Annotated in this window: 21 protein-coding genes and 1 pseudogene; 9 read left to right on the forward strand and 13 right to left on the reverse strand. The window is 59.5% G+C overall.

Annotated features, from left to right (window positions below; all coding sequences use genetic code 11):
- Positions 1-234: 234 nt before the first annotated feature.
- The 4 genes from U5822_RS15370 to U5822_RS15385 all read right to left on the reverse strand — a co-directional run bounded on the left by U5822_RS15370 (position 235) and on the right by U5822_RS15385 (position 6,076).
- Entirely contained in the window at positions 235-1,707 is a 1,473-nt protein-coding gene (locus U5822_RS15370) for a Na+/H+ antiporter NhaC family protein (protein ID WP_322856488.1), read from the reverse strand.
- 166 nt (positions 1,708-1,873) lie between these two features.
- On the reverse strand, positions 1,874-3,157 hold the full coding sequence (locus tag U5822_RS15375) for an NAD(P)/FAD-dependent oxidoreductase (RefSeq protein ID WP_322856489.1): 1,284 nt from the start codon (positions 3,155-3,157) through the stop codon (positions 1,874-1,876).
- Between the two features lie 155 nt (positions 3,158-3,312).
- A complete protein-coding gene (gene gabT, locus U5822_RS15380) occupies positions 3,313-4,590 on the reverse strand; it encodes a 4-aminobutyrate--2-oxoglutarate transaminase (RefSeq protein WP_322856490.1) in 1,278 nt (425 codons plus the stop codon).
- A gap of 28 nt (positions 4,591-4,618) precedes the next feature.
- Positions 4,619-6,076 carry an NAD-dependent succinate-semialdehyde dehydrogenase gene (locus U5822_RS15385; RefSeq protein WP_322856945.1) on the reverse strand — a complete coding sequence of 486 codons (1,458 nt, stop codon included), beginning with the start codon at positions 6,074-6,076 and terminating at the stop codon, positions 4,619-4,621.
- Between the two features lie 139 nt (positions 6,077-6,215).
- On the opposite strand from U5822_RS15385, the gene U5822_RS15390 reads away from it, so the two are divergent.
- The 5 genes from U5822_RS15390 (at position 6,216) to U5822_RS15410 (ending at position 11,340) form a co-directional block, all read left to right on the forward strand.
- Positions 6,216-7,133, forward strand: coding sequence for a LysR family transcriptional regulator (locus tag U5822_RS15390; RefSeq protein WP_322856491.1), 918 nt, complete (start codon positions 6,216-6,218; stop codon positions 7,131-7,133).
- A 302-nt stretch (positions 7,134-7,435) separates the two neighbouring features.
- Positions 7,436-7,567 carry a hypothetical protein gene (locus U5822_RS15395; protein ID WP_322856492.1) on the forward strand — a complete coding sequence of 44 codons (132 nt, stop codon included), beginning with the start codon at positions 7,436-7,438 and terminating at the stop codon, positions 7,565-7,567.
- A 512-nt stretch (positions 7,568-8,079) separates the two neighbouring features.
- Entirely contained in the window at positions 8,080-8,982 is a 903-nt protein-coding gene (locus tag U5822_RS15400; RefSeq protein ID WP_322856493.1) for a bestrophin family protein, read from the forward strand.
- Between the two features lie 54 nt (positions 8,983-9,036).
- Complete coding sequence (locus U5822_RS15405; RefSeq protein ID WP_322856494.1) at positions 9,037-9,930, forward strand: LysR family transcriptional regulator; 894 nt, start codon at positions 9,037-9,039, stop codon at positions 9,928-9,930.
- 144 nt (positions 9,931-10,074) lie between these two features.
- Positions 10,075-11,340, forward strand: coding sequence for a tyrosine-type recombinase/integrase (locus U5822_RS15410; RefSeq protein ID WP_322856495.1), 1,266 nt, complete (start codon positions 10,075-10,077; stop codon positions 11,338-11,340).
- A gap of 48 nt (positions 11,341-11,388) precedes the next feature.
- Here U5822_RS15410 and U5822_RS15415 read toward each other — a convergent pair whose 3' ends face one another.
- Both U5822_RS15415 and U5822_RS15420 read right to left on the reverse strand, forming a co-directional pair.
- Complete coding sequence (locus U5822_RS15415) at positions 11,389-13,722, reverse strand: xanthine dehydrogenase family protein molybdopterin-binding subunit (RefSeq protein ID WP_322856496.1); 2,334 nt, start codon at positions 13,720-13,722, stop codon at positions 11,389-11,391.
- A complete protein-coding gene (locus U5822_RS15420; RefSeq protein ID WP_322856497.1) occupies positions 13,719-14,180 on the reverse strand; it encodes a (2Fe-2S)-binding protein in 462 nt (153 codons plus the stop codon). The genes U5822_RS15415 and U5822_RS15420 overlap by 4 nt, the downstream gene beginning before the upstream one ends.
- A 267-nt stretch (positions 14,181-14,447) precedes the next feature.
- Here U5822_RS15420 and U5822_RS15425 point away from each other — a divergent pair, with 267 nt between their 5' ends.
- From U5822_RS15425 to U5822_RS15440, 4 genes and pseudogenes are all read left to right on the forward strand, one after another.
- Positions 14,448-14,864 carry a PaaI family thioesterase gene (locus U5822_RS15425; RefSeq protein ID WP_322856498.1) on the forward strand — a complete coding sequence of 139 codons (417 nt, stop codon included), beginning with the start codon at positions 14,448-14,450 and terminating at the stop codon, positions 14,862-14,864.
- Positions 14,865-15,035: 171 nt separating this feature from the next.
- Positions 15,036-15,950: a pirin family protein gene (locus U5822_RS15430; protein ID WP_322856499.1), complete on the forward strand. Its 915-nt coding sequence runs from the start codon at positions 15,036-15,038 to the stop codon at positions 15,948-15,950.
- Between the two features lie 19 nt (positions 15,951-15,969).
- A complete protein-coding gene (locus U5822_RS15435; protein WP_322856500.1) occupies positions 15,970-16,536 on the forward strand; it encodes an NADPH-dependent FMN reductase in 567 nt (188 codons plus the stop codon).
- A gap of 72 nt (positions 16,537-16,608) precedes the next feature.
- Positions 16,609-16,740, forward strand: a pseudogene (locus U5822_RS15440) (MerR family DNA-binding transcriptional regulator); the annotation flags it as partial.
- Positions 16,741-16,749: 9 nt separating this feature from the next.
- On the opposite strand, the gene U5822_RS15445 reads toward U5822_RS15440, so the two are convergent.
- From U5822_RS15445 to U5822_RS15475, 7 genes are read right to left on the reverse strand one after another with little or no spacing between them, the layout of a single operon-like run.
- Positions 16,750-17,805: a LacI family DNA-binding transcriptional regulator gene (locus U5822_RS15445; protein ID WP_322856501.1), complete on the reverse strand. Its 1,056-nt coding sequence runs from the start codon at positions 17,803-17,805 to the stop codon at positions 16,750-16,752.
- Positions 17,806-17,817: 12 nt separating this feature from the next.
- Positions 17,818-18,960, reverse strand: coding sequence for an ABC transporter ATP-binding protein (locus tag U5822_RS15450; RefSeq protein ID WP_322856502.1), 1,143 nt, complete (start codon positions 18,958-18,960; stop codon positions 17,818-17,820).
- 45 nt (positions 18,961-19,005) lie between these two features.
- A complete protein-coding gene (locus U5822_RS15455) occupies positions 19,006-20,625 on the reverse strand; it encodes an alpha-amylase family glycosyl hydrolase (protein ID WP_322856503.1) in 1,620 nt (539 codons plus the stop codon).
- 15 nt (positions 20,626-20,640) lie between these two features.
- On the reverse strand, positions 20,641-21,483 hold the full coding sequence (locus U5822_RS15460; RefSeq protein ID WP_322856504.1) for a carbohydrate ABC transporter permease: 843 nt from the start codon (positions 21,481-21,483) through the stop codon (positions 20,641-20,643).
- Positions 21,480-22,472, reverse strand: a complete 993-nt coding sequence (locus U5822_RS15465) for a carbohydrate ABC transporter permease (protein ID WP_322856505.1) — start codon at positions 22,470-22,472, stop codon at positions 21,480-21,482. The genes U5822_RS15460 and U5822_RS15465 overlap by 4 nt, the downstream gene beginning before the upstream one ends.
- Positions 22,473-22,478: 6 nt before the next feature.
- Complete coding sequence (locus U5822_RS15470) at positions 22,479-23,750, reverse strand: ABC transporter substrate-binding protein (protein ID WP_322856506.1); 1,272 nt, start codon at positions 23,748-23,750, stop codon at positions 22,479-22,481.
- Between the two features lie 30 nt (positions 23,751-23,780).
- The gene (locus U5822_RS15475) at positions 23,781-25,154 is read right to left on the reverse strand and encodes a carbohydrate porin (protein ID WP_322856507.1); all 1,374 of its coding nucleotides are present in this window, start codon (positions 25,152-25,154) and stop codon (positions 23,781-23,783) included.
- Positions 25,155-25,360 lie beyond the last annotated feature (206 nt).

The raw sequence follows: 25,360 nt of genomic DNA on the forward strand, positions 1-25,360 counted from the left end.
GGCTTTTTTGTGCGCGAAAGAAATGACGGCCGGGCGGTATCAACTGAACGCGCCGCGGGACCTTTGTAGATTGCTAGCGCTTGGCGAGTGCGGGAAGGCGGACCGAAGGCAGAGATAACGTAGGTGTTGTGCATTGTGAAAGGCAGACTTCGTACGAGGCAAATTGTGAGGACAAAAAATTTGCCGGGCAGGTGGGCCCGCCCGGCAAAGTATAGAAATGAAGTACAGAGGTGATCAGACGACGGCGTAGCCGAGGATGATCAGGGTGATGAAGGCAATGGTCGCGCCGATCAGGGCGTAGGGGATCTGGGTCAAGGCGTGCTGCATCGGGGTACAACCGGAGCCCGTGGACGACAGCACCGTTGAGTCACTGAAGAAGCAGGCGTGACTGCCAAACGCCGAGGCCGACAGCAGCGCGCCAACGGTCAGCGGCATGGACACGTCCATCGCCATGGCCATGGGGATGACGATCGGCAGGGACACCACAAATACCCCCCAACTGGAACCGGTGGCGAACACCACGGCGGCCATGCTCACGAACACCAGCGCCGGCAGCAGTTGGGCCGACAGGTAGGGCGTGATGGTGTCGATGATGTAGGTGGTCATGCCCAGCTGATCGTTGATTTCCTTGATCATGAAGCCGGCGGCAACCACCGCGATCGGGTGCAGCATCACCTTGAAGCCATCAAGCATGGCGTCGGCCAACTGGCCAAAACTCATCAAGCGCTGCCAGAAGTACAGAATCATGGTGAACCCGGAGGCCACCAGGGCGCCCAGCAGCAGGTCGATCTCGTAGTACAGGCTGGCGATGACCAGCACCGCCATTGGCAGCAGGAAATTCATCAGGCCGACGAAAATCGGCGGACGTTTTACGTGGGAGGTATCAAAGCCAATCGATTCCACGCCGTCAGGAATCGGTTGGCCGTTCTGGGCCCGCAGCTCGGCAGCCTTCATGGCGCCCAGGTCTTTGAGCTTGCCGGTGGCCACCAGCATCACCACCAGGATGGCCGCCCAGCCGTAAGCCATGTAGGGAATGGACTCGATGTACAGCGACATGCCCTGGCCCTCAGCGACGGCGCCGTTCTCTTCGAGCAGAGCGCCGAAATACACCGCCCAGGTGGACAAGGGCACCAGGATGCAGACCGGTGCTGCGGTGGAATCCACCAGGAACGCCAGCTTCTCCCGGGAGATGCGGAAGCGGTCCGTCAGGTTCTTCATGGACGCGGATACGGCCAGCGAGTTCAGGTAATCGTCGATGAACACGGCCAGCCCGAGGAAAGACGTGGTCAGCATGGTGCCACGCTTGGTTTTTACTCGTCGTGCCAGCAACTCACCGAAACTCAGCACGCTGCCACCGCGTTCGAGGATGTTGATCAAGCCACCCATCATGCCGCACACCAGTACGATCCAGGCGATGGTTTCGTTCTGGACCACGCCCATGGAAATGTCACCCAGGCTGGTAATCAGGGACGTGGGCTCGAGCAGAAGCAAACCGGCAATCACGCCGGCAAAAATGGATTCCAGGGGCTTTTTGGTTTTGATCGCCACCACGACGATCAACAGCGAAGGCAGCAGGCTGACGAATCCGAACGATTCACCATCCACATAGCGCGATGACAGGAAGGCGAAACCCGCCATGATGGCACCGTAGACCAGGACCGGTATCAACGGTCCCCGCGTTTCGGTGGTCTGGCTTTGTTCTTCCATCGAGGGGTATTCGCCGAGTGTTTGTGAAGTGTCATGTGTCATTATCGTACCCGTATTTTTGCTTTGTTGTTGATGTGCGATGGCTATGGCTACCGCACTGGTTCGTTTCACTCTCCGGTCGGCCCGGGAAGGCCTGTTGTTATCGGTTTCGAATCAATTGGTTGGCTCAGACGCCGAGCTGGTCCCGCAGGTTGTAGTACCAGGCACCCATGGCGGTGAACGGAATCCGGAACAGACGGCCGCCCGGGAAACTGTATTGCGGGAGGTTGGAGAACACGTCAAACCGCTCGGCCTGACCGCGCATGGCGTCGCTGATGACCTTGCCGGCCAGGTGCGAACAGGTAACGCCGTGGCCGCTGTAGCCCTGGGCGTAATAGATGTTGCGGCCAATCCGGCCAAACTGCGGCAGGCGCATCAGGGTCAGGAGGAAGTTGCCGGTCCAGGCGTAATCCACCCGGGTGCCTTTCAGCTCAGGGAAGGTCTTGAGCATGTTGGGCACGATCAGCGATTCGATTTTGGACGGCTCGCGCGCCCCGTAGGTCACACCACCGCCGTAGATCAGACGGCCATCGCCGGACAGGCGGTAGTAATCGAGCAGGTAGTTGCAGTCTTCAACGCAGTTGTCCTGGGGCAGCAGTCGCTTCTGGACCTCGGGAGACAGTGGCTCGGTAGTGATGACCTGGGTCCCGCACGGCATGGCCTTGGCTTCCAGCTTGGGCAGCAGGCCGTTGAGGTAGGCATTGCCCGCCACCAGCACGTAATCGGCGGTGACGCTGCCGTGTTCGGTTTTCACCACGGCCTTGGTGCCTTCGTCCACGCTCACTGCGGGCGAGCCCTCGTAGATCACGCCACCCATGGACTCCAGCGCGGCGGCCTCGCCCAGGACCAGATTCAGGGGATGGAAGTGGCCACCGGTGTGGTCCAGCAGACCGCCGTTGTACCGGTCTGAGCCGACATGACGCTTGATCTGTCTGTCATCGAGCAGCTCCAGCCCTTCGTGGCCATGGGACTCCCACAGCGCCTTCTTCTCCTGCAGCTCGTCAAACTGACGGCGGTTACAGGCTGCAAACAGGCCGCCCTGCTTGAGATCGCACTGGATGTTGTAGTCCTTCACGAAACGACGCAGGATTCGGCCGCCTTCGAACGCCATGCGGCCCATCTCGGCGCCGACGTGGTCACCGTAGTGCTTTTCGATGAAGTCGATGTCGCGGCTGTAGCTGTTGACGATTTGCCCGCCGTTTCGACCGGAGGCGCCAAACCCGATGCGGCTGGCTTCCAGCACGATGACCCGGTAGCCGGCCTCGGCAAGATGGATGGCCGTGGACATGCCGGTGTAGCCGGCACCGATGATGCAGATATCGGCGCTGACGTCCTCGGTCAGGGTCGGGCGTTGCCGGGTGTCGTTGGCGGAGGCCGCGTAATAGGAATTGGTGTGTGAGACTGGTTGCACGCTGTCACTCCCGAAATCGCTTGGGTTATTGGGCTAGTGACTATCACGTTACGAGTTTGGGAGAAGCGCCTACATACCCCCCAGGGTATATTTTGCGATTTGATGACAAGCAGGCGCGCCAACAAAAATGCCACCCCGTGGGGTGGCATCGTGGCTCAGCTCAGGGCTGCCAGACTTCGATCCAGTATGTCCATGCTCTCGTCGATGAGTTCGTCGGGGATGGTCAACGCGGGCAGGAAGCGCACCACATTGCCCCGAATGCCGCAGGACAGCAGGATCAGGCCGTTGGCCGCGGCCTCACTGATCAGGGCGCGGGTCAGTTCCGGGTCGGGGCGGTTCACATCGCCGTCCACCACCAGTTCCATGGCAATCATTGCGCCGAGATTGCGGACATCGCCAACCCGGGCGGGGAAGCGTTCCTGCAGTTGCCGGAGGCGGGCCGTCATCCGGTCACCGATCTCGAGGGCCCGCTGACACAGGTTTTCCTCCTGGATGACCTCCAGGACCGCCAGGGCCGCCACGCAGCCGATGGGCGAACCACCGTAGGTACCACCGAGACCACCCGGTCCCGGACTGTCCATGATCTCGGCCTTGCCCACGACAGCGGCAATCGGGAAGCCGCCGGCGATGCCTTTGGCCATGGTCATCAGGTCCGGCTCAACGCCGGCGTATTCGGTCGCGAACATACGACCAGTGCGGGCAAAGCCGGTCTGGATTTCATCGGCAATGAGCAGGATGCCATGGTCGTCGCAACGCTTGCGCAGCGCCTGCATGAAGTCCGCCGGTGCGGCATAGAAACCACCTTCGCCCTGAACCGGCTCGATGATGATGGCGGCCACCCGGTCCGGCTCGATGTCGCACAGGAACAGATCGTCCAGCGCGGCGAGGGACTCCTCGACGGTCACGCCGTGGTACGCATTGGGGTAGGGGGCGTGGAATATATCGGCCGGGAAGGGCCCGAAGCCGGCCTTGTAGGGTTTCACTTTGCCAGTCAGTCCCATGGTGAGATTGGTCCGGCCATGGAACCCGCCCTTGAAAGCAATCACGCCAGGGCGACCGGTGTGGGACCGGGCAATCTTCACGCAGTTCTCCACGGCCTCGGCCCCGGTGGTCACGAAGATGCTCTTTTTCGGGCTGGGGCCCGGCGCAATTCGATTAAGCTTCTCGGCCAGGTCCACAGCGGATTCGTAAGGCGTCACCATCAGGCAGGTGTGGCTGAACTGCTCAACCTGGGCCTGCACCGCGGCCTGAATGCGCGGGTGGTTGTGGCCGGTGTTGTTCACCGCAATCCCGGCGCCTAGATCGATCAAGCGGTTGCCGTCGACGTCCCAGATTTCCGCGTTGCGGGCGCGGCTGACGTAAACCGGATGCAGCGCACCCTGACCCTGGGCCATGGCGGCTGCCCGGCGCTCATGAAGTGATTGATTGGACATAGTCGTGCTTCCTTAGCGATGAAACAGGTCAGCGAATGCCGCCCATGCAGAGGTATTTGATTTCGACAAAATCGTCGATGCCGTACCGGGAGCCCTCGCGCCCGATACCGGACTCCTTGATGCCGCCAAACGGCGCCAATTCGGTGGAGATCAGGCCTTCGTTGATGCCAACCATGCCGTACTCCAGGGCCTCCGACACGCGCCAGACCCGGCCGATGTCGCGGCTGTAGAAATACGCGGCCAGGCCGAATGGCGTGTCGTTGGCCATGGCAACCGCCTCGGATTCCTCGGCGAAGCGGGTCACCGTGGCCACCGGCCCGAAAATCTCTTCCTGGGCGATGCGCATGGCAGGCGTGACGCCGGTAAGAACCGTCGGCGCGTAGAAGTTGGGGTTATCGGGCGTGCTCGCATGCTCCAAGGTGATCCGGGCGCCCTGGGCGACCGCGTCTTGCACCAGGCCGCGGACCTTGGTCACTGCCTTGTCGTTAATCAGCGGGCCGATGGTCACCCCGTCGGCGAACCCATCGCCAACGGCCAGATCGGCCACCGCCGCGTTCAGTTTTTCGACAAATTGGTCGTGAATGCCGTCCTGGACCAGGATGCGGTTGGTACAGACGCAGGTTTGCCCGGCGTTGCGGAATTTCGCGGCCATCACCCCGGATATCGCCGCATCCACGTCAGCATCATCGAACACGATGAACGGCGCGTTGCCGCCAAGTTCCAGCGACACCTTCTTGACCGTGTCGGCACACTGGCGCATCAGCAGTTTTCCGACCGGGGTGGACCCGGTGAACGACAACTTGCGAACCCGTGGGTCTTCGCACAGGGTGCGACCAACCACCGGTGACTGCAGGGTGGTCAGCACATTGACCACGCCGGCGGGGATGCCGGCCTGTCGGCTCAGTTCGGCCAGGGCCAGGGCACTCAGGGGAGTGTCTTCGCCGGGTTTGATCACCACCGTGCAGCCGGCCGCCAACGCCGGCGCCACCTTGCGGGTGATCATCGCAATGGGGAAGTTCCAGGGCGTGATGGCGGCCACCACACCGATGGGCTGCTTGATCGTGACCAGACGCTTGTCGGGGCCATGGCCAGGAATGACATCGCCATAAATGCGTTTGGCTTCTTCGGCGAACCACTCCACGAAGGAAGCGCCATAGGCCACTTCGCCCTTGGCTTCGGCCAGAGGCTTGCCTTGTTCGCTGGTCATGATGCGGCCCAGGTCGTCCTGATGAGCCATGATCAGATCAAACCAGGCGCGCAGACGGGCGGAACGCTCCTTCGCGGTGAGCGAGCGCCAGGCCGGCATCGCGGCTTCTGCGGCGTCAATCGCGTTACGGGTTTCCTGCTCACCAAGATCCGGAACCTGCGCAATGAGGGCCCCAGTGCTGGGGTTGAAGACCGGGAAAGTATGGCCCTTGGCCGATGAAACCCACTGCCCATCAACATAGGCGCGCTGCTGGAACAGCTCGGGAGAGTTGAGTTCTATGGTCATAAGTTCGTCCAAATTGGCTGAAAATGCGGCGGATACCGTTGGCGAGGATGGTAAAACGGGGCCTGAGTGTGATAAATCTCAATGATTAGTCGTAAACGTTGAGCGCTATCAAACAATGAAAAAAGACCTGAGGGTGAGTCTTGGCCAAGTCGGGGATTTCGAGATCCGGCTTCTCAAAGTCTTTGAAGCCGTGGTGGAAAGCGGCGGATTTTCCGCGGCCGAAAGCGAGCTGAGCATCGGCCGTTCCACCATCAGCACCCATATCGCCAACCTTGAGGACCGGCTGGACCTGAAACTGTGCCGCCGGGGCCGTGGTGGATTTTCGCTCACGGAGGAGGGCGTTGAGGTCTACGAACTGATGAAGGAGCTGTTTGCCGCCCTGGATGGATTTCGCAGTGGCGTCAACGCCTTACACGTGCGCCTGACCGGCAATCTGCGGGTTATCGCCAGTGATGCCATCTGCATGGACCCCCAGGCCCGGCTACCCGAGGCCATTGCCGAGTTCACCGCCGCTGCACCGGAAGTGAACGTGCTCCTTGACGTCAAAGCGCTCAATGACATCGAACGGATGGTGTTGAACGATGAGGCGGACATCGGGCTGATCCCATTCCATCGACAGCTGTCCGGGCTCAATTACGCGCCGCTGTACGCAGACCAGTTTCATCTTTACTGCAGCCGGGCACACCCGTTGTACGACAGCCCGAACAGTGACGCGCTGCTGGAGCAAGTACTGGCTGCGAAAGTAGTGCACGCGGGCATACACACCAGCCCGGAGGTGGGCAGCCAACTGGCGGACATGAACAAGGCCGCCATTTCCTATTTCTACGAAGCGCGACTGGCCATGATTCTGTCCGGCGCTTACATAGGCTTCATGCCGGACGCCTTCGTACAGCAACAGGTCGCCAGTGGCGAACTCAGGGCACTGGTACCGGAGACCAAGCACTACGCGCTGGAGATTGTGGCGATCACGCGGGCGCACGGAAAGGCCAATCGGGCGAGAGCGCTGTTTTTGGAAAGTCTGACGGGGATGACCGAGGTGGATCGGGTATGAGGTAAAGGGCTATGGGATTGGAGTTGGAAACGATGGATTTGGATTAGCGAATACGGTATTTAACATAATATACATTATGCGCAGTCGGACATTGCCAGGCAGAACAAAAGTAAGGGTATCTCCATACCCGGGGTCACGGTTTCTGCATACGCTTTGCAAGCTATCTTCCTCGTAAAATAGCCATACTTTCAAACACGGGCCTGCTTTTATCGATCAGGCCTCACAGATTAAATGCTGGCACGCAGGTTTACATGGAATGAAAGCGCGTCCCAGCAGATCGAACCACTGGAGGTTGTAGCACCATGAACATTATTCCCGTTATCACTCTTTTCGGCGGCCTGACTGCGTTCTTCACTCTGGCCTTTGCTTTGCGCTTGGCGGTTGGCAAGAACCAGGCGATCGACAAGCAAGACGAGAACCAGCTCGCCTCCTGATTGCCTTGCCTCTGATCTGAACCCGGTTGCTCTGTCAGCCGGGTTTTCTTTTTTTCAGCTCCTGCCTTTTATTCCAACATATCTCTGCACCCAATCCTGAGCCCAAACGACGTGACGGCAGTTCTAGCGATCTAGATTAAGGCCGCTCGAAACACTCTCTGTCGCGCGGTATACAGCAGGCTGTCACGCACGGCCAAGGCGGTGGTGTTCTGGCTGACGAACTTCAACTTAATTTTACGTCGAGAAAGATGCGGTAATATGCTGTTTTTATGAGGTTATAAAGTATGTCCAATATTTGGGAGTATTGGACATTACTAGGATATCGTTATCTCTCCTGAATGGTCGTCTAACTGCCTCGGAGTCAATCTAACCTACTAAAAATGCTGGTGTTAAGTTCTACTTATTAATGCATAAGGCAAAGCGATTGGAATAAATGCTGACTGCTGGATAGCATTTGACGCCAATCTCAGCGGGTTTCATTCCTCCCAACCAAAACCTACCAAGCCAGCAGAATGATCATTCACCCTAACACCAATTGGATCGCCATCCTGACCACCCTGCGGGGATCCATCGCTCGGCGAATTGCGCCGCGATGCATTCTGATTACCGCGCTGGCTTCCCTCATTGTCTGGGTAGAAAGCCTGTATCCCGCCACGTTCCAGGGAAGCAGCGCGATGCCGTTTACCCTACTGGGGCTCTCGCTTTCGATCTTCATGAGTTTTCGAAACAACGCCTGTTACGCGCGCTGGTGGGAAGGACGCCAGATGTGGGGAAAAATCATCATCGAGATACGCTCGTTTTCTCGGGAAGTCTCCACGCTCACGGACAATCACTTGAGGATCGAATTGGTCCACGCGCTGTGTGGGTTTGCCCATTCTTTGAATGCCCGGCTTCGGGATCGGGACGAGTTTGAAGCCTCCCGGCCCTGGTTACCCGACACTTTCAGAGGCGATGACTGTCACAATGTCTCGGATGCTATCCTGATGCACGTTGGCAGGTGCTGCTCCGATTTGGCCGATCGAGCGCAGATCAGCGAATGGCGCTATATCACCCTTGAACAACGGTTGGTCGGATTATCGGAAGCCCAGGCCAACTGTGAGCGTATCAAGAACACGCCACTGCCCTTCCCCTACACTCTGCTGCTGCACCGGACGACGCTGATTTTTTGCTTACTGCTTCCGTTCGCGTTGGCACAGCCTTTGGGATGGCTTGCCCCCCTATTTACAAGTATCGTTAGTTATACCTTTTTTGGACTGGACACCATTGGCGACGAACTGGAGGACCCGTTCGGGTTCGACGAAAACGACCTACCGATCGACGCCATGGTACGCAGCATCGAGCGGGATATATTCGGGGCGTCAGCGCAGGCTTCACTCCCTCCGGTATTAGAGCCGGTGAACGGCGTACTGACCTGACACGCCGCTCGTTCCGTCTGAAACAGGCGGCAACCCACCCAGACTTTGGCGCCCATGGACATCAAACAGCTCAAATTTCTGATCGCACTGGACCAAACCCGGCATTTCGGAAAGGCGGCGGAACTCTGCCACGTGACCCAACCCGCGCTGTCCATGAGGATTCGCAACCTCGAGGAAGAACTGGACCTTGTTCTGATCGAGCGTGGCCAACGGTTCGAGGGTTTTACTGAAGGCGGTGAACGGGTTCTGGCGTGGGCCAGAAGCGTCCTCGCGGCATATGATGGCCTCCGTTCAGAAGCCGCCAATTGCCGAGGCGAACTGGTGGGAAACCTGAGATTGGGCATTGTTCCGCTCTCGAGCCTCAACCCGATGGCGTTGGTGCAGCCTCTGTTCCAGCGCTACCCTGAATTATCTTTTCAGTTGCGATCAATGAGTTCAGAGGAGATCGTTGATGGTCTGATGCGCAACCAGTTGGACCTGGGCCTGTGTTATCTCGAACATGTCGATCCTGAACATTTCGAAAGCCTTGAGCTGGGCACCACCCGCATGGGCTTACTCTACGATACCCGCCATTTTCAGTTTGAACAGGCCGAATTGAGTTGGGAAGAGATCAGCAGCTTGCCATTGGGGCTGTTGACCCGCGGCACGCACTATCGTCATTCAATCGCCCTTAATTTCAGCAGCCGTGGGCTGGACCCTCGTTCAATACTCGAGAGCGATTCAACCATGCACCTCGTGCAGGCGGTAAGCACCGGAATGTGCTGCGCAATGATGCCGCTACACAGTGGTGTTGAGTCCCTGAGTGAGGAATTGCGGATCCTACCGGTCATCGGTGCGACAACAATGGCACCAATGGGATTGCTGATGCGGCGGACTGAGCCACGATCGGCGTTGGCGGAACGATGTTTTGAGGCGGCGCGGGAGATCTTTATGGAGGAGGCCGACTAACCTGAGGCCAAACCCTATTTTTGCCCTTTACAACGGCCACTTAACTGCCAACAATGGTCCTCGTTTCGATACCTTTCCTCCGCATTATCACCAGTTTGATGATGGTGTAGCTTCTTCGTTTTCCTGACATCGACTTACCCTTCTATGAGCTCCAAAGCCAAGTTCCCTGGTTTTCCCCTGTTCGATACCGCCGAATTGATTCACGACCAGGCGGATCTTGAGCTGTACCCGGACCTTCGTGCCGCTCTGACAGCATTACCCATCGCCCAGGAGTCGGCTCTGGATGACTTCCACATCGCGCACCGATTTCTGGTCAAATACAGCGATGTTTCAGGTACCTACAATCGGTTTCGAAGCGAGATTCAGCGCTTCCTGAATTACACCTGGCTGGTGGCCAGACGGAGCCTGAGCCAGACCGACACCGACCTGGTCAGCAGCTACTTTGCGTTCCTGAAAACGCCCCCCGTGGCCTGGGTGGCGCCGGGTATTTATCCGGCGTTTGAGAACCGTGACGAGCTGAGGCGATCCAACCCGAAATGGCGCCCACTCGTCCATCGTGCCAACGAAGATGCGCCCTACTCGGTTTCCCAGGCCAGCTTAAATGCCAGCCGCACGGCCTTGCAGACCTTCTTCAAGTACCTGGTCAGCCGGGATTATCTGCAGCGAAATCCCCTGCTGGATGTGCGCAAAAGGGACCGAAACGCGAAACCCAACCTCAACCAGGATCGCGATGCCGAGGTGCGACGCCTGACCGATTGGCAGTGGTCCTACTTGCTGGAAACCCTCACCGAACTGGCCAGTGGCGATGCCAAGTACGAGCGGCACCTGTTCGTTATCGTCACCATGAAAAGCCTGTTTCTGCGCGTCAGCGAGCTGGCGCCCAGGCCCGTGGACCGCGGTCAGATCCGTACGCCTACCTTCGGGGATTTCAGGCGCACCGTGGTGGATGGCGAGCCCTACTGGATCTATTCCGTCTTCGGCAAGGGCGACAAGACCCGCCAGGTCACCCTGCCAGATGCCTACTTGGATTACCTGAAACGATGGCGCACGCACCTGGGCCTGACCGCGCCGTTGCCGGTTCCCGGGGAGTCCACGCCGATCCTGCCCTCGCAGAAAGGCGATGCCCTGGGTAAACGCCAGGTCCAGAGAATTTACGAGCAGGCCATGGTCGCGACCGCGGACCGAATGGAGCGCGAGGGCTTCCGCGATGAAGCCAGGCAGATCCTGGCCATCCGCTCAGAAACCCATTACCTACGGCACACCGGCGCCAGCCAGGCGATCGAGGCCGGAGGCGATATTCGCCACATCAGCGAAGAGCTTGGGCATGCCAACGCCACCTTCACGGAATCGGTTTACGTGAATTCTGAACAGGCGCGGCGGCGAACCGAAGGGCGTCGGCGGATGGTTTGAGCCACCAGGCAACCAACATGGCGGCCTGGTGGTTCCCAGCACGGTGGATTACGCGCTCAGCTGATCACCCACCGGCAACCGACGAATACGCTTGCCGGTGGCCGCGTAGATAGCGTTGAGCAAGGCCGGCGCCACCGGCGGCAGACCGGGCTCGCCCACGCCGCCCATGGCGTCGTCGGGGTTATCGATCAGGTGAACCCGAACCTCTTTCGGCGCATCCGGCATGCGCGGCAACAGGTAATTGTGGAAATTGCTCTGCTGCGCCACGCCGTTGTTGAAAGTCACCTCGTTTTTCAGGGCAATGCCAATCCCCATCACGCACGCGCCCTCCATTTGCGACCGGATGCGCTCCGGATTGGCCTGGGGCCCACAGTCGAACGCGATGTCGGCGCTGTGAATGGTGACCTGACCGGCATCGTCCACCTCAACGTCGAACACCACCGCGGTGTAGGACACAAAGCTGTGATGGAACGCCAGGCCTAGGCCACGGCCCTTGGGCAGGTCCCGGCCCCAGCCGGCCTTGTCCGTGGCCCGCTCAATGACCCGCCGCATGCGGCCGACATCAATCGGGTACAGATCCGGATCCTCACCGTAGTTCCAGCCATCGCCCACCGTCAGGTTGTTCACTTCCCGGTCTGGCCCGAGCAGATCCAGCACATAGTCCCGGTGGTCCTTGCCGGCAGCCACTGCCATCTCGTGGGCAAAGCTCTGGATGGCCCAGGCGTGCGGCAGGTTGTAGACCGCCCGGAACCAGCCAATCCGCACGTGCGCAGGCGCCGGCGGGTTCTCCAGGCGAATCGACGGAATGCTGAACGGCATGGTGTTGAAGCCCATACCCAGCTCAAACTCACCTTTGTGTTTCGGGTCCGGGGCAAACAGGGACGCGATACTAGGTGACAGGGTCCGGTGCAGCCATCCGGTCGCCTTGCCGTCGGCGTCCAGACCAGCCTCCAGGTGGTCCACCGACACCGCGTGGAAGTACGCGTGCTGGATGTCATCTTCCCGGGACCACTGCAATTTGACCGGCTGCCCTTCGAACTCCTGGGCGATCCGGGCCGCCTCACTGACAAAGTCCGGCTTGGATTTGCGACCAAAACCACCGCCGAGCAGGGTCTGGTGCACCGTTACCTGGGTGCGGTCGATGCCGAGGATGCCGGCAATGCCATCCCGGGTGGCCGTGGGGTTTTGCACTGGGGCCCAGGCTTCGGCCTTGCCGTCCTGGACGCGAACCACCGCGACCGGTGGCTCCATGGGCGCTTGCGCCATGTGGGGCATGTAGTAGGTGGCCGACACCCGCTTGGCGGCTCCGTCGAGCGCGGCGTCCACATCACCGGACTGGCGGATGACCTTGCCCGGCGACTGCGCCGCCTTCTCCAGGGCGGCCTGATAGGCGTCGGAAGAGTAGCTGGCGTTGTCGCCGGCGGCCGCCGTATCCCAGGTGATCTTGAGCGCCCGGCGGCCCTCCATCGCGGCCCAGGTGTTGGTGGCCACCACCGCGACACCACCGAGAGGGTTGAAGACCGCCGGTTGTTCGGCAGTCTTGATGCGAATGACCTTCTTCACGCCGGGCACTTTCAGGGCCGCGCTGTCATCCACACTGGTGATTCCGGCACCGTAGACCGGCGGGCGGGCAATCACCGCGTACAGCATGTTTTCAAGGTCCACGTCCGCACCAAACACTGCCTTACCGGTGACGATGTCCTCGCCATCCAGGGCCTTGGGATGCGATTTGGTCAATTCACCGTTGACCAGGCCGGTTTCCTTGCCGATGAAACGCAGTTCGCTCTGGGGCTTCAACACCAGGGCGTTCCGGGCCGGCACATCCAGTTCGCGTGCAGCCTCGGCCAGCTCACCAAACCCGAGTTCCCGGCCGCTGGCCGGATGGACGACCCGGTGAATCTCGGCGCGCACTTCCGACACCGGCACACCCCACTGGTTGGCCGCGGCCTGCGCCAGCATCTGCCGAGCGGCAGCGCCGGCGCGACGGATGGGATCGTACCAGTGGCGCATGCTGCGGGAGCCGTCGGTATTCTGATTGCCGTACTTGTCCTGGTCTGCCGGCGCCTGTTCTACCTGCACCCGCTCCCAATCGGCACCCAGCTCGTCGGCGGCCACCATGGCCAGGCTGGTGCGAATACCCTGGCCCATCTCGGCCCGGTTGTTGATGAAGGTGACCGTGCCCTGGGCATCGATCCGGATGAAAACATTGGGGTTGTCCGCCCACCCGCCGGGCATGGCGCCGGCGCCAAACTGGGCCTTCTCATTGGCGAGACCGGTGTCCCAGCGGGCAGCCAACAGGAGTGCGGAGGCCCCGGCCATGCCCTTCAGGAGGCCGCGGCGGCTGACGTTGGCGAGCAGCAAAGTATCGTCTGACCGACTCATGCCTGGCCCTCCTCTGACGCGGCGCGCTCAACGGCGGCCAGAATGCGGTTGTAGGTGCCGCAGCGGCAGATGTTGCCGGCCATGGCATCGATGATTTCCTGGGAACTGGGCTTCGGGTTGTTGTTGAGCAGGCCGGTGGCGTTCATGATCTGGCCACCCTGGCAATACCCGCACTGGGCCACGCCCAGATCCAGCCAGGCTTGCTGGACCTTCTTCCCGACCGGATCCTCGGCCATCGCCTCGATGGTTTTAACCTCGCCCGTCACCGCCGAGACCGGGGTCACACAGGAACGCGTAGCTGCGCCATCAATGTGCACGGTGCAGGCGCCACACTGGGCCATGCCGCAGCCGAATTTGGTGCCCTTCATGCCGACAACATCTCGAATGACCCAGAGCAGGGGCATGTTGTCAGGTACGTCCAGTTCGTACTGGCGTCCGTTGATCGTCAGACTGGCCATTGGTCTCTCCCTCGTTTTTTAGAGTCTGGGGTAAGCCTGATTCAAACCTAATACCTAGTCGACTTTCACCCGCTTGCAATACGTTTAATAGAAACAGGCAAGAAATCGATAGGATTGAGATAGGGGTGAAGCACGCACCATCCCTGAACTGAAGGGTACGAAACTGACGCAATATCGATTGGTTTGTGAGAATTTAGATGACGAGACTTGAAGCCAGACACCAAACTAACCACACAGACAATTCAGAAAACAAGAAAAGAGGTAACCATGACCGACATCCAGGACCGAATTGAAACCAGTTTCACCGCCCAGGGACTCATGCATACCCTGGGCGCGCGCCTGCTCTCTGTGCAGGATGGCGAGGTGCAGATCGAACTTCCCTACTCGACCACGCTGTCCCAGCAGCTGGGTTATGTGCACGCCGGCGCGATCACCAGCGTGGTCGACAGCGCCTGTGGCTACGCCGCCCTGACCAAGGCACCCGCCGGGCACGAAGTCGTGACCGCCGAATTCAAGACCAATTTCGCACGCCCGGCCATCGGGGAGCGTTTTATCGCCACCGGCCGGGTCGAAACCGCCGGCAAAACCCTGACCGTCTGTCGCGGCGAAGTGGTGGCCATCTCCGGTGAGTCCCGGAAAGTGGTGGCGTTGATGCAGGCGACCATTGTGAATGTGAAGGCATAATTCCAAAGCCAGCCGAAATCCGATCGTTCTATCTGTGTGGCGACCAATTCAGCATACCGGCCTACCGCGTCCGGTCTTTTTTAACTAGATTTAAACCACCGATTCAACCTCGGACGGGGCGTAACCTGGGAGCTGAAGACAATGCCCAGGGGCTAAAACAGGAGGTTCGACATGAGCAATCTAACCACGACGGTGCCATGGGAGTGCCAAGTTGCGGAATCATGCGGTGCCATCGAATTGCTGATTCAGCCGCGGGACAAGGACCTGGGTGGATTTTCGGTTCGACGGGTGCTTCCGACGAAAGAGCGTCAGATGGTCGGGCCCTGGATCTTTTTTGATCACATGGGTCCGGCCCATTTTCCAGCAGGAACGGGCATTAACGTGCGTCCTCACCCCCACGTCAATCTTGCCACGGTCACCTACTTGTTCGAGGGCGAGATCCTTCACCGGGATTCCCTGGGGAGTGTTCAACCCATCAAACCGGGTGATATCAACTTGATGGTAGCCGGCCGAGGCATCGTGCACTCAGAGCGTGAGCGACCTGAAATCACCGCGACAGACCACACCCTTCATGGGCTTCAGCTCTGGTTGGCCTTGCCGGAGGGGCAGGAGGAAATTGATCCGGCGTTCATGCACTATCCCGGCGACTCCATTCCCTCAATCGATATCGACGGCGTACCCGTTCGGGTCATCATGGGTAGCGCCTACGGCCTAACGTCGCCGGTCAAAGTGTATGCGGACACCCTGTATATCGAAGCCCACCTCCAGAAGGGCCAGAGCCTGACGCTGCCGTTTGCTCAAGAACGGGCACTCTACGTGGCCCAGGGTTCACTCAAGGCGAAAAGCTCCGAGATTCCCGAGCATGCCATGGCGGTGCTTGGTCACGAACAGGGTATCGAGGTTACCGCGCAGGAAGAAACTCGCCTGGCGGTTATTGGCGGCGAACCTTTTTCACGGCGCCACATGCTGTGGAATTTCGTCTCCAGCCGTAAAGAACGTATTGAGCAGGCCAAGGGGGACTGGAAAGAGGGCCGTTTTCCAGTTGTGCCAGGCGACGAAGAGGAATTTATTCCGTTCCCGGACTAGCAGGACTAAGGAGCTCATCATGTCTCTGAAACTTCATACCATCATTTGCAGCACCCGACCCGGTCGCGTGGGCCCCTCAGTCGCCAAATGGTTCAATGAATTCGCCAACGGCCAGGGCCAGTTTGAATCTACCCTGGTCGACCTCGCCGACTTCCAATTGCCCGTTTACAACGAACCCCACCACCCTCGGCTCCAGAAATACGAGCACGAGCACACCCGGGCCTGGTCCAAGAGCGTCTCTGACGCCGATGGCTATGCTTTTGTCATCCCCGAGTACAATTACTGCCCTCCTCCATCCTTCATGAACGCGCTGGATTACGTCTACAACGAGTGGAATTACAAGCCCTGCGGTTTCGTCAGCTATGGCGGTGTCTCCGGCGGCTTGCGCTCCGCCCAGTTAGCAAAACAGCTGGCAACGTCAGTAAAGATGATGCCGATGATGGAAGGTGTGATGGTGCAGGCGCCTTGGTCTCTGCTTGATGACGAGAAAAACTTCGTACCCAATGAACATCACGAGGACTCTGGGAAAGCCCTGCTCACCGAACTGGAAAAATGGGCCCGAGCTCTAAAAACGATCCGCACCTGATCTTGAGGTCTTGGGCGCCCAATCCCGCCAATGCTAAAGTAAATTTTAAGCTTGGTGACCGAGGGTGGTTCAATGAAAATCGGGGAATTGGCTAAACGCTCCGGCCTTGCGGCCTCGCGTATCCGCTTCTACGAGAAAATCGGCTTGTTGAAGACGGTCAAACGAAGCGCCAACGGCTATCGGAGCTACCCGCCGGAAACGCTCCCATACCGATCACGGGCAACTTTCCCGAATCTCCAGACAGGTTGGTAGCAGTACGTTGCGGTCTTCCTGTTCGCCCAGAAACAGACGGGCAGCGGTTCGCCCTTTTTCTGCACTCTGTTGGTAAACGGTGGTCAGTGAGGGATGCAGGTTCGCACCTTCGGGAATGCCGTCGAACCCCACCACCCGCACATCCTCTGGAACTTTCAGGCCCATTTGCAGGGCCACCTGAATCGCCGCCAAGGCAATGCGGTCGCTCATACAGAGCAGCAAATCAGGCCGTGGACTCGAGGTCAGCGCCTCTCGTGCCGCCTGGTAAGCCACCTGGTGCGTATTGACGGGCACCGACCAAATCAGCTCGGACGACACCTGCCGGCCCGCGGCGGCCAGAGCGTCGGTATAGCCGTTCAACCGTCGAACCGAAATGGCCCTTTTTTCGTTGAACAGCTTCTGGTCCCCTACCCGACACACCTGGTCCGTATCCACCAGGCGCAGCCCGAGAATGGCCACCGTTTCCGGTGCCTGTTTCAGAGCGTGTTCCGCACTGCCACGGGCACCGGCATAGTTGTCGATATTGACCCAGGTGCATCCCTCCAGATCAAAATCCACGGCCACCATGGGCTTTCCATGCTGCAGGAGGCGATCATAGGTCCGCCCTTCCTGCAGCCAGCCGTAGACGATGAAGCCATCAACCATGGATTCCTGCAGTCGACTGCGGTGCTCGTCATCCTCCCGAGAGGAAAGCAGCAACATATTCATCTGCCGCCGGTCGAAGACTTCGGCCAACCCATGGAGGAATTCGCTGGCCACGGGATCGGTCAGGCTGTAGGCCAGGTTATCCGCCAACATCACGCCGACGTTGCCGGTGCGCCCGGTCCTCAGGCTCCGGGCGGCGGCGTTCGGCCCCATATAGCCCACTCGTCGGCACTCTTCCAGAATCCACCGACGCCGTGCCTCGGACAACTGGTCAGGACGGTTGAAGGCATTGGAGATGGTGGCGGTGGAGACGTTGAGCATCTCCGCCATCCTTTTCACCGTCAGACGTCGGGGCTTGTCGCTGACCTTCATGCTGTCATTCCCTCAGGCTCTTCTTACTGCGGTTGCCATCGCTTCTGTTCCGTTTTCCGCCTGCGCACGTGCACCCAGTGCCAGCCCGTCGCTGTTGAACAGGTGAACACATTGGGGCTCTGCAGACAGCGAGACACGCTGGCCAGGTTGTACGCCGCACGGGACTGGCTGGCGAACCACAATGGGTTCCTCCACACCTGGCAAAGCCACGTAAACATAAGCTTCATTGCCAAGATATTCCACATTCACGACATCCAGACCGCTGGCGGAGGTGCTGATCTCCAGCTGCATGTGCTCCGGCCGAATCCCCAGGGTGACCTGGTCGCCGGATTGCAGTGAGGAGGTGTCGCGATTCACCAACAGTCTGCCCCAACCGGCAACGTCGACGCCGGTGGTGCCATCCGCTGCTGTCTCGGCAATGGTGCCGGGCACCAGGTTCATCTTCGGTGAGCCAATAAACCCGGCGACAAACAGGCTGGCAGGGGTTTCATAGAGCTCGTAGGGGGTTCCCACCTGCTCCACCTTGCCACGATTGAGAACCACGATTTTGTCGGCCAGGGTCATTGCCTCGACCTGATCGTGGGTGACATAAATCATGGTGGACTTGAGCCTGTCGTGCAGCTTTGCAATTTCCGTGCGCATCTGCACCCGGAGGCTGGCGTCCAGGTTGGAGAGGGGCTCATCAAAGAGCATGATCTTGGGCTCCCGGGCCATGGCCCGGCCGATGGCCACGCGCTGGCGTTGGCCGCCGGACAGCTCCCGGGGTTTGCGATTCATCAGTTTGTCGAGCTGCAGCACCTCGGCGGTTTTCTCAACCCACTCCCTGACCTTGTGCTTGTTCGCCTTGCCCAGTTTCAAACCGAAGGCAATGTTCTCGTAGACCGACATGTGCGGATAAAGCGCGTAGGACTGGAACACCATGCCAACTCCCCGTTCCTTGGGGGAAAGGTCGGTGACCAGGTCGTTGTCGATCAGAATGTCGCCGGAGGTGGGATCCTCCAGGCCGGCGATGAGTCGAAGCAAGGTCGACTTACCGCAGCCTGACGGTCCCACGAAGACCACGAATTCACCGTCTTCAATTCGAAGGTCTACGCCCGGTATTACCTCCACTCCGCCAAAGGTTTTGTTGATCTTGTTCAGTTCCACACTGGCCATGGTGGAGACTCCTCTGTTAGTCACCCGTCAGTTCGGGCGTAAAATTTACAGTTCGCCGAACAGCGCCTGGTACGGGGGCAAAACCAGGTCGCCGTCCTCGATGCGTCCCTGGAAGCCGGGTTCGCCGAATGCCCTACGGATCGAAACAGGGGCAGGCAACCTAAGCTCGGTACCGGTGACATTGAGCGCTACGAAAATGGCCTGGTCCTCGGTGCGACGGACCCAGCAAAGCGCGTCTCCGGTGTCCTCGATGAGGCTCAGGTCACCCCCAACCAGTGCGGGTTGCTGTTGCCGCCAGCGAATCAGTCGACGCACCTGATTCAGGGTCGATTCGGAATCCTCTTCCTGGACGGCCACAGCCATCTCCAGGTGACGTCGGTCCACCGGCAACCAGGGCGTCGAACCGGAGGTGAAGCCGCCGTTTTGGTCGGCGGTCCAGGGCATGGGCGTTCGACACCCGTCCCGCCCCTTGAACTCTGGCCAGAACTCGATGCCATAAGGGTCCTGGAGGGCCTCGAACGGTACTTCGGCCTCGGGCAATCCGAGTTCCTCGCCCTGGTAGATCGAGACACTGCCGCGCAAGCTCAGCAGCAAGGCCATGAGGATCCGGGCGAGGGCCTTCGGGTCGTCGACCCCCTGCCCCCATCGGGACACCACACGCACCACATCGTGGTTGCTCAGCGCCCAGCAGGGCCAGCCACCCGCCAGCCCGTTCTGGAACCGCCTTACCACGTCCCGGACCCACTCCGGCCCCTGGCGGTCGGACAAGAGGTCAAAGGAATAGGCCATGTGCAGACGCTTGTTTCCCTGAGTGTACTCGGCCATGCGTTGAAGTGGGTTATCGTCGCCAATTTCCCCGACCAACGTGGTGTCCGGGTACTCGTCCATCAGGGAGCGAAGTTCACCCAGAAACGCCAGGTTTTCCGGCTGGCTGAGGTCGTACACATGCCGCTGGTAGGTGTAGGGATTGATGCTGTTGGCGACAAAGGTCTTGCTGTCCCCTTCCCGGACGGCCGGATTATTCTCCAGTCCCTGGCTGTGGTAGTAGAAGTTCACGGTATCCAGTCGGAAACCGTCGGCTCCCAGGTCCAGCCAGAACCGCATGTTGTCGAGCTGGGCCTGGCGCACCTCCGGATTGTGGAAGTTCAGGTCGGGCTGACTGGTCAGGAAGTTGTGCAGGTAATACTGGCCTCGCCGGCTATCCCAGGCCCAGGCGCTGCCGCCAAAGATCGAGAGCCAGTTATTGGGCGGGTTGCCATCGGGTTTGGGGTCGGCCCAGACGTACCAGTCCGATTTCGGGTTGTCGCGGCTGGTCCGGCTTTCGGCAAACCACGGGTGGCTGTCCGCGGTGTGGCTCAGCACCTGGTCGATGATGACTTTCAGGCCAAGGCGATGGGCTTCGGCCACCAGCGCCCGGTAATCGTCCAGGTTGCCAAAGATCGGATCAACGCCCCGGTAATCAGAAACATCGTACCCAAAGTCCTTCATGGGCGAGGTGAAAAACGGCGACAGCCAGATAGCGTCGACCCCCAGGGATGCGACATAGGACAGCCTTTCGGTAATGCCCTGCAGGTCGCCGATGCCATCGCCCGTAGTGTCAAGAAAACTACGAGGATAGATCTGGTAAATAATGCCGCCTTTCCACCAGGGTTGAGATTGATTCATACAAATACTCCTCGGTTATCCTTTGACCGCGCCCGCTGTCAGGCCGGAGACAATTCGACGTTGAAAGATCAGTACCAGCACCACCAGCGGAACGGTCACAACCACGGAGGCTGCCATCAGGTTGCCCCAGGGCAGTTCATGCTGGGACCCGCCCGTGATCAGGGCGATAGCAACCGGGACGGTGCGCTCGCTGTTGGTGAGCGTGAAGGTGAGTGCAAACAGGAATTCGTTCCAGGCCGCGATGAACGCCAGCAGCCCCGTGGTCGCCATCGCCGGCCACATCAACGGGATGAACACCCGGAACAGGGTCGTCATCGGCGATGCGCCGTCGACAATGGCCGCCTCTTCCAGCTCCTTCGGTAATTGCCGCATGAAGGTGGTCAGAATCCACACCGTGAACGGCAGCGTGAAAATGGTGTAGGAAAAGATCAGGGCGAGCGGGTCGTTGTACAGGTTCATGGCGCGGATCACCTCGAAGAGACCCGACAAAACCGCGACCTGAGGAAACATGGACACGCTCAGCACGATCATCAGCACCGCGCCCCGGCCCCGGAACTTGACCCGGCCCAGGGCATAGGCTGCGGTCAGACCGAAGGCCATGGCGATCACCACCGTGGACGACGCCACCAGCACCGAGTTCCAGATGCTGGTCACGAAGGACGCCTCCCCCAGAACCGATGCGTAGTTGGACCAATCGAAGGAGCTAAACCAGTACTCCACCGTGAACAGCTGCGAGCCGCTTTCGAACGAGGTCAGAATGGCGTAGTAGAACGGAAACACCGTGAAGATCAGGATCGCGGCCAGCAGCGTGTAGAACGCGATTCTGCTGATCAGGCGCTTGGCCAGTTTCATGCTCATGACTCGCCTCCAATCTGCTTGCGCCCCAGGTACAGGTAGGTGATGGTCAACAACGCGATGATGAGGAAAAGCACGGTGGATGCCGCCGAGCCGTACCCCACATCCTGGAATTGGACCAGTTGCTGTCTCGCGTATACGGACATCGACATGGTGTCCTCGCTGTTGGAGGTCAGCACATAGATCACGTCGAACACACGCAAGGCGTCCAGGACCCGGAAGATGATGGCGACCATCAGGGCCGGAAGAATCAGCGGCAGGGTGACTTTGAAGAACACCCGAACCGGATGAATGCCGTCCACTTTGGCCGCTTCGTAACAGTCCGACGGCAGCATCTGCAGTGCCGCCAGGGTCAGCAACGCCATGAACGGTGTGGTCTTCCAGACATCGACCATGATCACCGCCCACATCGAGAGATCGGCGTTGGCGGTCCAGTTCAAAGGTTCAGCAATGATGCCCAGGGTCATCAGGACATCGTTGATGATTCCGAACTGGTCATGCAGCATCCAGCCCCACATTTTGGCGGACACGATGGTCGGCACCGCCCAGGGAATCAGCGTTGCCGCCCGGATCAGCCCTCTACCGCGGAACTGGGCGTTCAAGGTCAGGGCGATGATGAGCCCCAACACCGTTTCGGCACCCACCGACACCACGGTGAAAAACAGGGTGTTCCAGACCGATTGCCACCAGGTTGGGTCCGCCAGAACCCCGTACCAGGCACCGTCGTCGTAGACCAGGTAGTTCTCCAGCCCTACCCAGCCGTATTCGCTGATGTTGGAAAAACTGGCATCGGTGAAACTGAACCAGATGGTACGTACCAGAGGCCAACCGGCGACGGCGGCCAGGACCAACAGCATGGGAATGAGGCAGAGCCAGGCCGCGCGCAGGCGCTGACGGTGGATTCTGCTGGGCCGGCTCCGGGCCAGCGGGGCGCCGGACGGAGACCCATCGTGGGTTTTGGTGTTATTGGGCGCGGAAGTCGAAATGGCCATGACCGATCACCAACCCCGACGTCCCAGCCGGCGGAGATCCCGCTCAAGCTTTGACAGCGCCTGATCGGCATTGGCTTCGCCCGACAGCACGTCGTGAACGCTGTTGAAGAAAGCGTTGGAGACACGGCCGTACTTGTCACCGGTTGCCGATGACGGACGCGCCACGCCATTCTTGAAGGTCTCGAACAGCTCCCCGAAAAACGGAACGGCCGCCAGGACGTCCTCGTCCCGGTACAACGCCGGAATCGTTGGGTTGTAGCTGCCCTGGATAGCGCGACGCTTTTGCTCCTGGAAGCTGGTCAGGTACAGCACCAGATCGGCCGCCAGCTCGCTGTTGTTCGAGTACTTGGAGACGGCCAATTGCCAACCGCCCAGGGTTCCGGCGTGCTGGCCGGATTCCTCACCCCGGGGCAAGGCCACCACGCCAACCCGGTCTTTGATTGGGCTATCGGCACTCTGGGTCAGGCTCCAGGCATAGGGCCAGTTGCGCATGAACAACGCGTTGCCGGACTGAAAGACACCGCGAGCCTCTTCTTCGGTGTAATTCAGGACGCTCTTGGGCGAGATCGTGCCAACCCATTGGCTTGCAACGGTCAGGGCCTTCTTGGCAGCGGGGTTATTGATGGTCACCTCGCCGTCCGGATTGACGATGGTGCCGCCGTTGTAACTGGCCACCCATTCCAGGGCATCACAGGTCAAGCCTTCGTAGGCTCTGCCCTGCCATACGAAGCCCCAGAACTTGTCCTGGCCGGCCTCGCGCTCGGCCGCCATGACCGTTTCGGCGGTCGCGGTCAACTGCTCCCAGGTTTCCGGCACCGGCTGATCGTATTTTTCCAGCAGATCTTTCCGGTAGTAGAGCACGCCTGCGTCGGTAAACCAGGGCATGGCGACCAGTCTACCGTCCACCGTATTGTTACTGATCAAAGGCTGGAAATGCTCTTCTTCGACCCCGTCGGTGTGCTCCGAGAGGTCGATCATGTGGTTGGCCAGCATGCCGGGCCACACCACATCAATCTGGAAGATGTCGACATCACCCGACTGGGCGGCGAGGAGCTGCTGATACAAAGACAGCCGTTCGGTGGCGGAATTCGGGGTGGATACCACCTGCACCTCGTGACCGGTTTTTTCCGACCACAACCGGGTGCCCTCCTCGCAGAGTTGACGCTCGGCGCCCACAGCACCACACGAAATGGTGATGGTTTCGGCTTGCAACCCTCCCACGAGGGATGCGGCGGCCAGGCCGCCGAGGAACCAGTGTTTGATATTGAAACGGGACATAGCAGTCACCTCGTCTTGTTGTTATAGGCTTTAGAACCACACTTCCATCTGGGCGCCAAAGGTCCATTGGTCGCTGGCAAAATCGCTGTCCTCACCGAGGGAATCGCCCACGGCATAGGCATCCAGTTCGTCGTCCCAACTAGAGTAACTGGCAAAAACACGAATTTCCGGGCGATTCCAGAAACCGCCTACCTGCGGTTTGAACGTGGGCGCGATGGTCAGGCGAGAATACTCACCATCAACCTCGGACCTCCCCTGGTAGCCACGGGGATCTATATCCATGGTTTGCCAGGATGCCTCGTACTGCATCTCAAAGTTGGCGGCAATTTCATGGGCGAAGCGGGCATTAAGGGTGAGCCACTGATAGTCGTCGCCCTTGATGTACCGGTCCTTGCTGGTTTCAGCCAGAATTGCCGGAGCCAGGCGCCAGTGGTCGCCCAGGTAAGTAGTGCCGTAGGCGCCGAACCGGGTGCTGACCGCATCCTCGTGAAGGTTGCCGTCTGCGCCGATATTCTTGACCTCGGCGCCAAGCCCCGAACCGTGCAGCACTGCCACTTTGAAGTTGCCATCGGACAAACCGAAGAAGCTGTCACCATGGTAGGCAAGCATGGTGTGAATTCCGCTGTCGGCCGCGTCCGTATTTCCGGCCACGATGCGCTCATCGTTGTCTGCCGCCGTCATGCCGTTGACCATCAACTGAACCGGGCCGAAATAATTGTTGGCCGTCAGAATGATGTTGTCGGTCTTGGAGGTGCCGTCGGAACTGTCGGGGTCTGACGGGAAATCGATAAAGCTCCGACCGTACACCGAGAAGTTGGAACTCAGCTCGGACGCGAACTGGACGTCATAGATACCCGCGCCCGTGCCGGCCAGAAACGCGAAGTCGCTGTCCAGCCAGTGAATGTCGAAGTTGTCCCGATCAAACCGTTTACCGGCCCAGATGGTGGCGTTGCGGACAATGCCTCTGAATCCGGCCAGTTCGCTGAATTCCACGTAGGCCTGGCGGACATTGACGGCGCCGTCGTTCGCTGTCCAGTCGTTACTGGACGTAGTGGAATCGGCAATCATCAGCCGATACAAAGACTTGGTGCCGTTGTCGGCTTTCTGCCGATAGTTGAGAATCGCTTCGAGATAGGTATCCGGTTCGTTGCCCAGGCGCCCCACCGCACCACCGACAGAGCCGGCAGGCGTCAGATAGGGGCCGCCTGGCGCGCTCTTCAAGTCCTCATTCAGCAGCAAACCGGAGCGGGCATAGGTATTGAAGGAAAAGCCTTCCTCGCCCGTGGCCTTGGGCTCAACTTCTGCCAGTTGGGCTTCCAAAGCCGACAGGCGCTCTTCGACACTGTCCTGGGCCTGAACAGCTACCGGCAGCGTACTGGCGATAGCTACAGCAATGGGAGCCATAGGCGTTTGACGCGATCGTTTCGCTATTAGCATGGGTAGGAACCTCGTATTGTTGTTGTAAGGTTTCGGTTTTGTTTGATGCCATACTTAAAGCATTAAGATGGCATCTAAAAAATTTTTTGTTGTCGTCGCTGCAAGCCCGTAAGCCTTGCGATCAGTGGTCTTTCAATCCTCTTAATGCATTAAGTCTGATGCCATGTTAGAAC

It is taken from the genome of Marinobacter qingdaonensis (genome assembly GCF_034555935.1).
Lineage (GTDB): Bacteria > Pseudomonadota > Gammaproteobacteria > Pseudomonadales > Oleiphilaceae > Marinobacter > Marinobacter qingdaonensis.

Coding starts and splice junctions, on each gene's coding strand:
- U5822_RS15370 (WP_322856488.1), bottom strand. CDS start 1,707: ATGGAAGAACAAAGCCAGACCACCGAAACGCGGGGACCGTTGATACCG.
- U5822_RS15425 (WP_322856498.1), top strand. CDS start 14,448: ATGACCGACATCCAGGACCGAATTGAAACCAGTTTCACCGCCCAGGGA.
- U5822_RS15470 (WP_322856506.1), bottom strand. CDS start 23,750: ATGTCCCGTTTCAATATCAAACACTGGTTCCTCGGCGGCCTGGCCGCC.
- U5822_RS15420 (WP_322856497.1), bottom strand. CDS start 14,180: ATGGCCAGTCTGACGATCAACGGACGCCAGTACGAACTGGACGTACCT.
- U5822_RS15415 (WP_322856496.1), bottom strand. CDS start 13,722: ATGAGTCGGTCAGACGATACTTTGCTGCTCGCCAACGTCAGCCGCCGC.
- U5822_RS15445 (WP_322856501.1), bottom strand. CDS start 17,805: ATGAAGGTCAGCGACAAGCCCCGACGTCTGACGGTGAAAAGGATGGCG.
- U5822_RS15410 (WP_322856495.1), top strand. CDS start 10,075: ATGAGCTCCAAAGCCAAGTTCCCTGGTTTTCCCCTGTTCGATACCGCC.
- U5822_RS15450 (WP_322856502.1), bottom strand. CDS start 18,960: ATGGCCAGTGTGGAACTGAACAAGATCAACAAAACCTTTGGCGGAGTG.
- U5822_RS15460 (WP_322856504.1), bottom strand. CDS start 21,483: ATGAGCATGAAACTGGCCAAGCGCCTGATCAGCAGAATCGCGTTCTAC.
- U5822_RS15465 (WP_322856505.1), bottom strand. CDS start 22,472: ATGGCCATTTCGACTTCCGCGCCCAATAACACCAAAACCCACGATGGG.
- U5822_RS15455 (WP_322856503.1), bottom strand. CDS start 20,625: ATGAATCAATCTCAACCCTGGTGGAAAGGCGGCATTATTTACCAGATC.
- U5822_RS15400 (WP_322856493.1), top strand. CDS start 8,080: ATGATCATTCACCCTAACACCAATTGGATCGCCATCCTGACCACCCTG.
- U5822_RS15430 (WP_322856499.1), top strand. CDS start 15,036: ATGAGCAATCTAACCACGACGGTGCCATGGGAGTGCCAAGTTGCGGAA.
- U5822_RS15405 (WP_322856494.1), top strand. CDS start 9,037: ATGGACATCAAACAGCTCAAATTTCTGATCGCACTGGACCAAACCCGG.
- U5822_RS15435 (WP_322856500.1), top strand. CDS start 15,970: ATGTCTCTGAAACTTCATACCATCATTTGCAGCACCCGACCCGGTCGC.
- U5822_RS15395 (WP_322856492.1), top strand. CDS start 7,436: ATGAACATTATTCCCGTTATCACTCTTTTCGGCGGCCTGACTGCGTTC.
- U5822_RS15475 (WP_322856507.1), bottom strand. CDS start 25,154: ATGGCTCCCATTGCTGTAGCTATCGCCAGTACGCTGCCGGTAGCTGTT.
- gabT (WP_322856490.1), bottom strand. CDS start 4,590: ATGTCCAATCAATCACTTCATGAGCGCCGGGCAGCCGCCATGGCCCAG.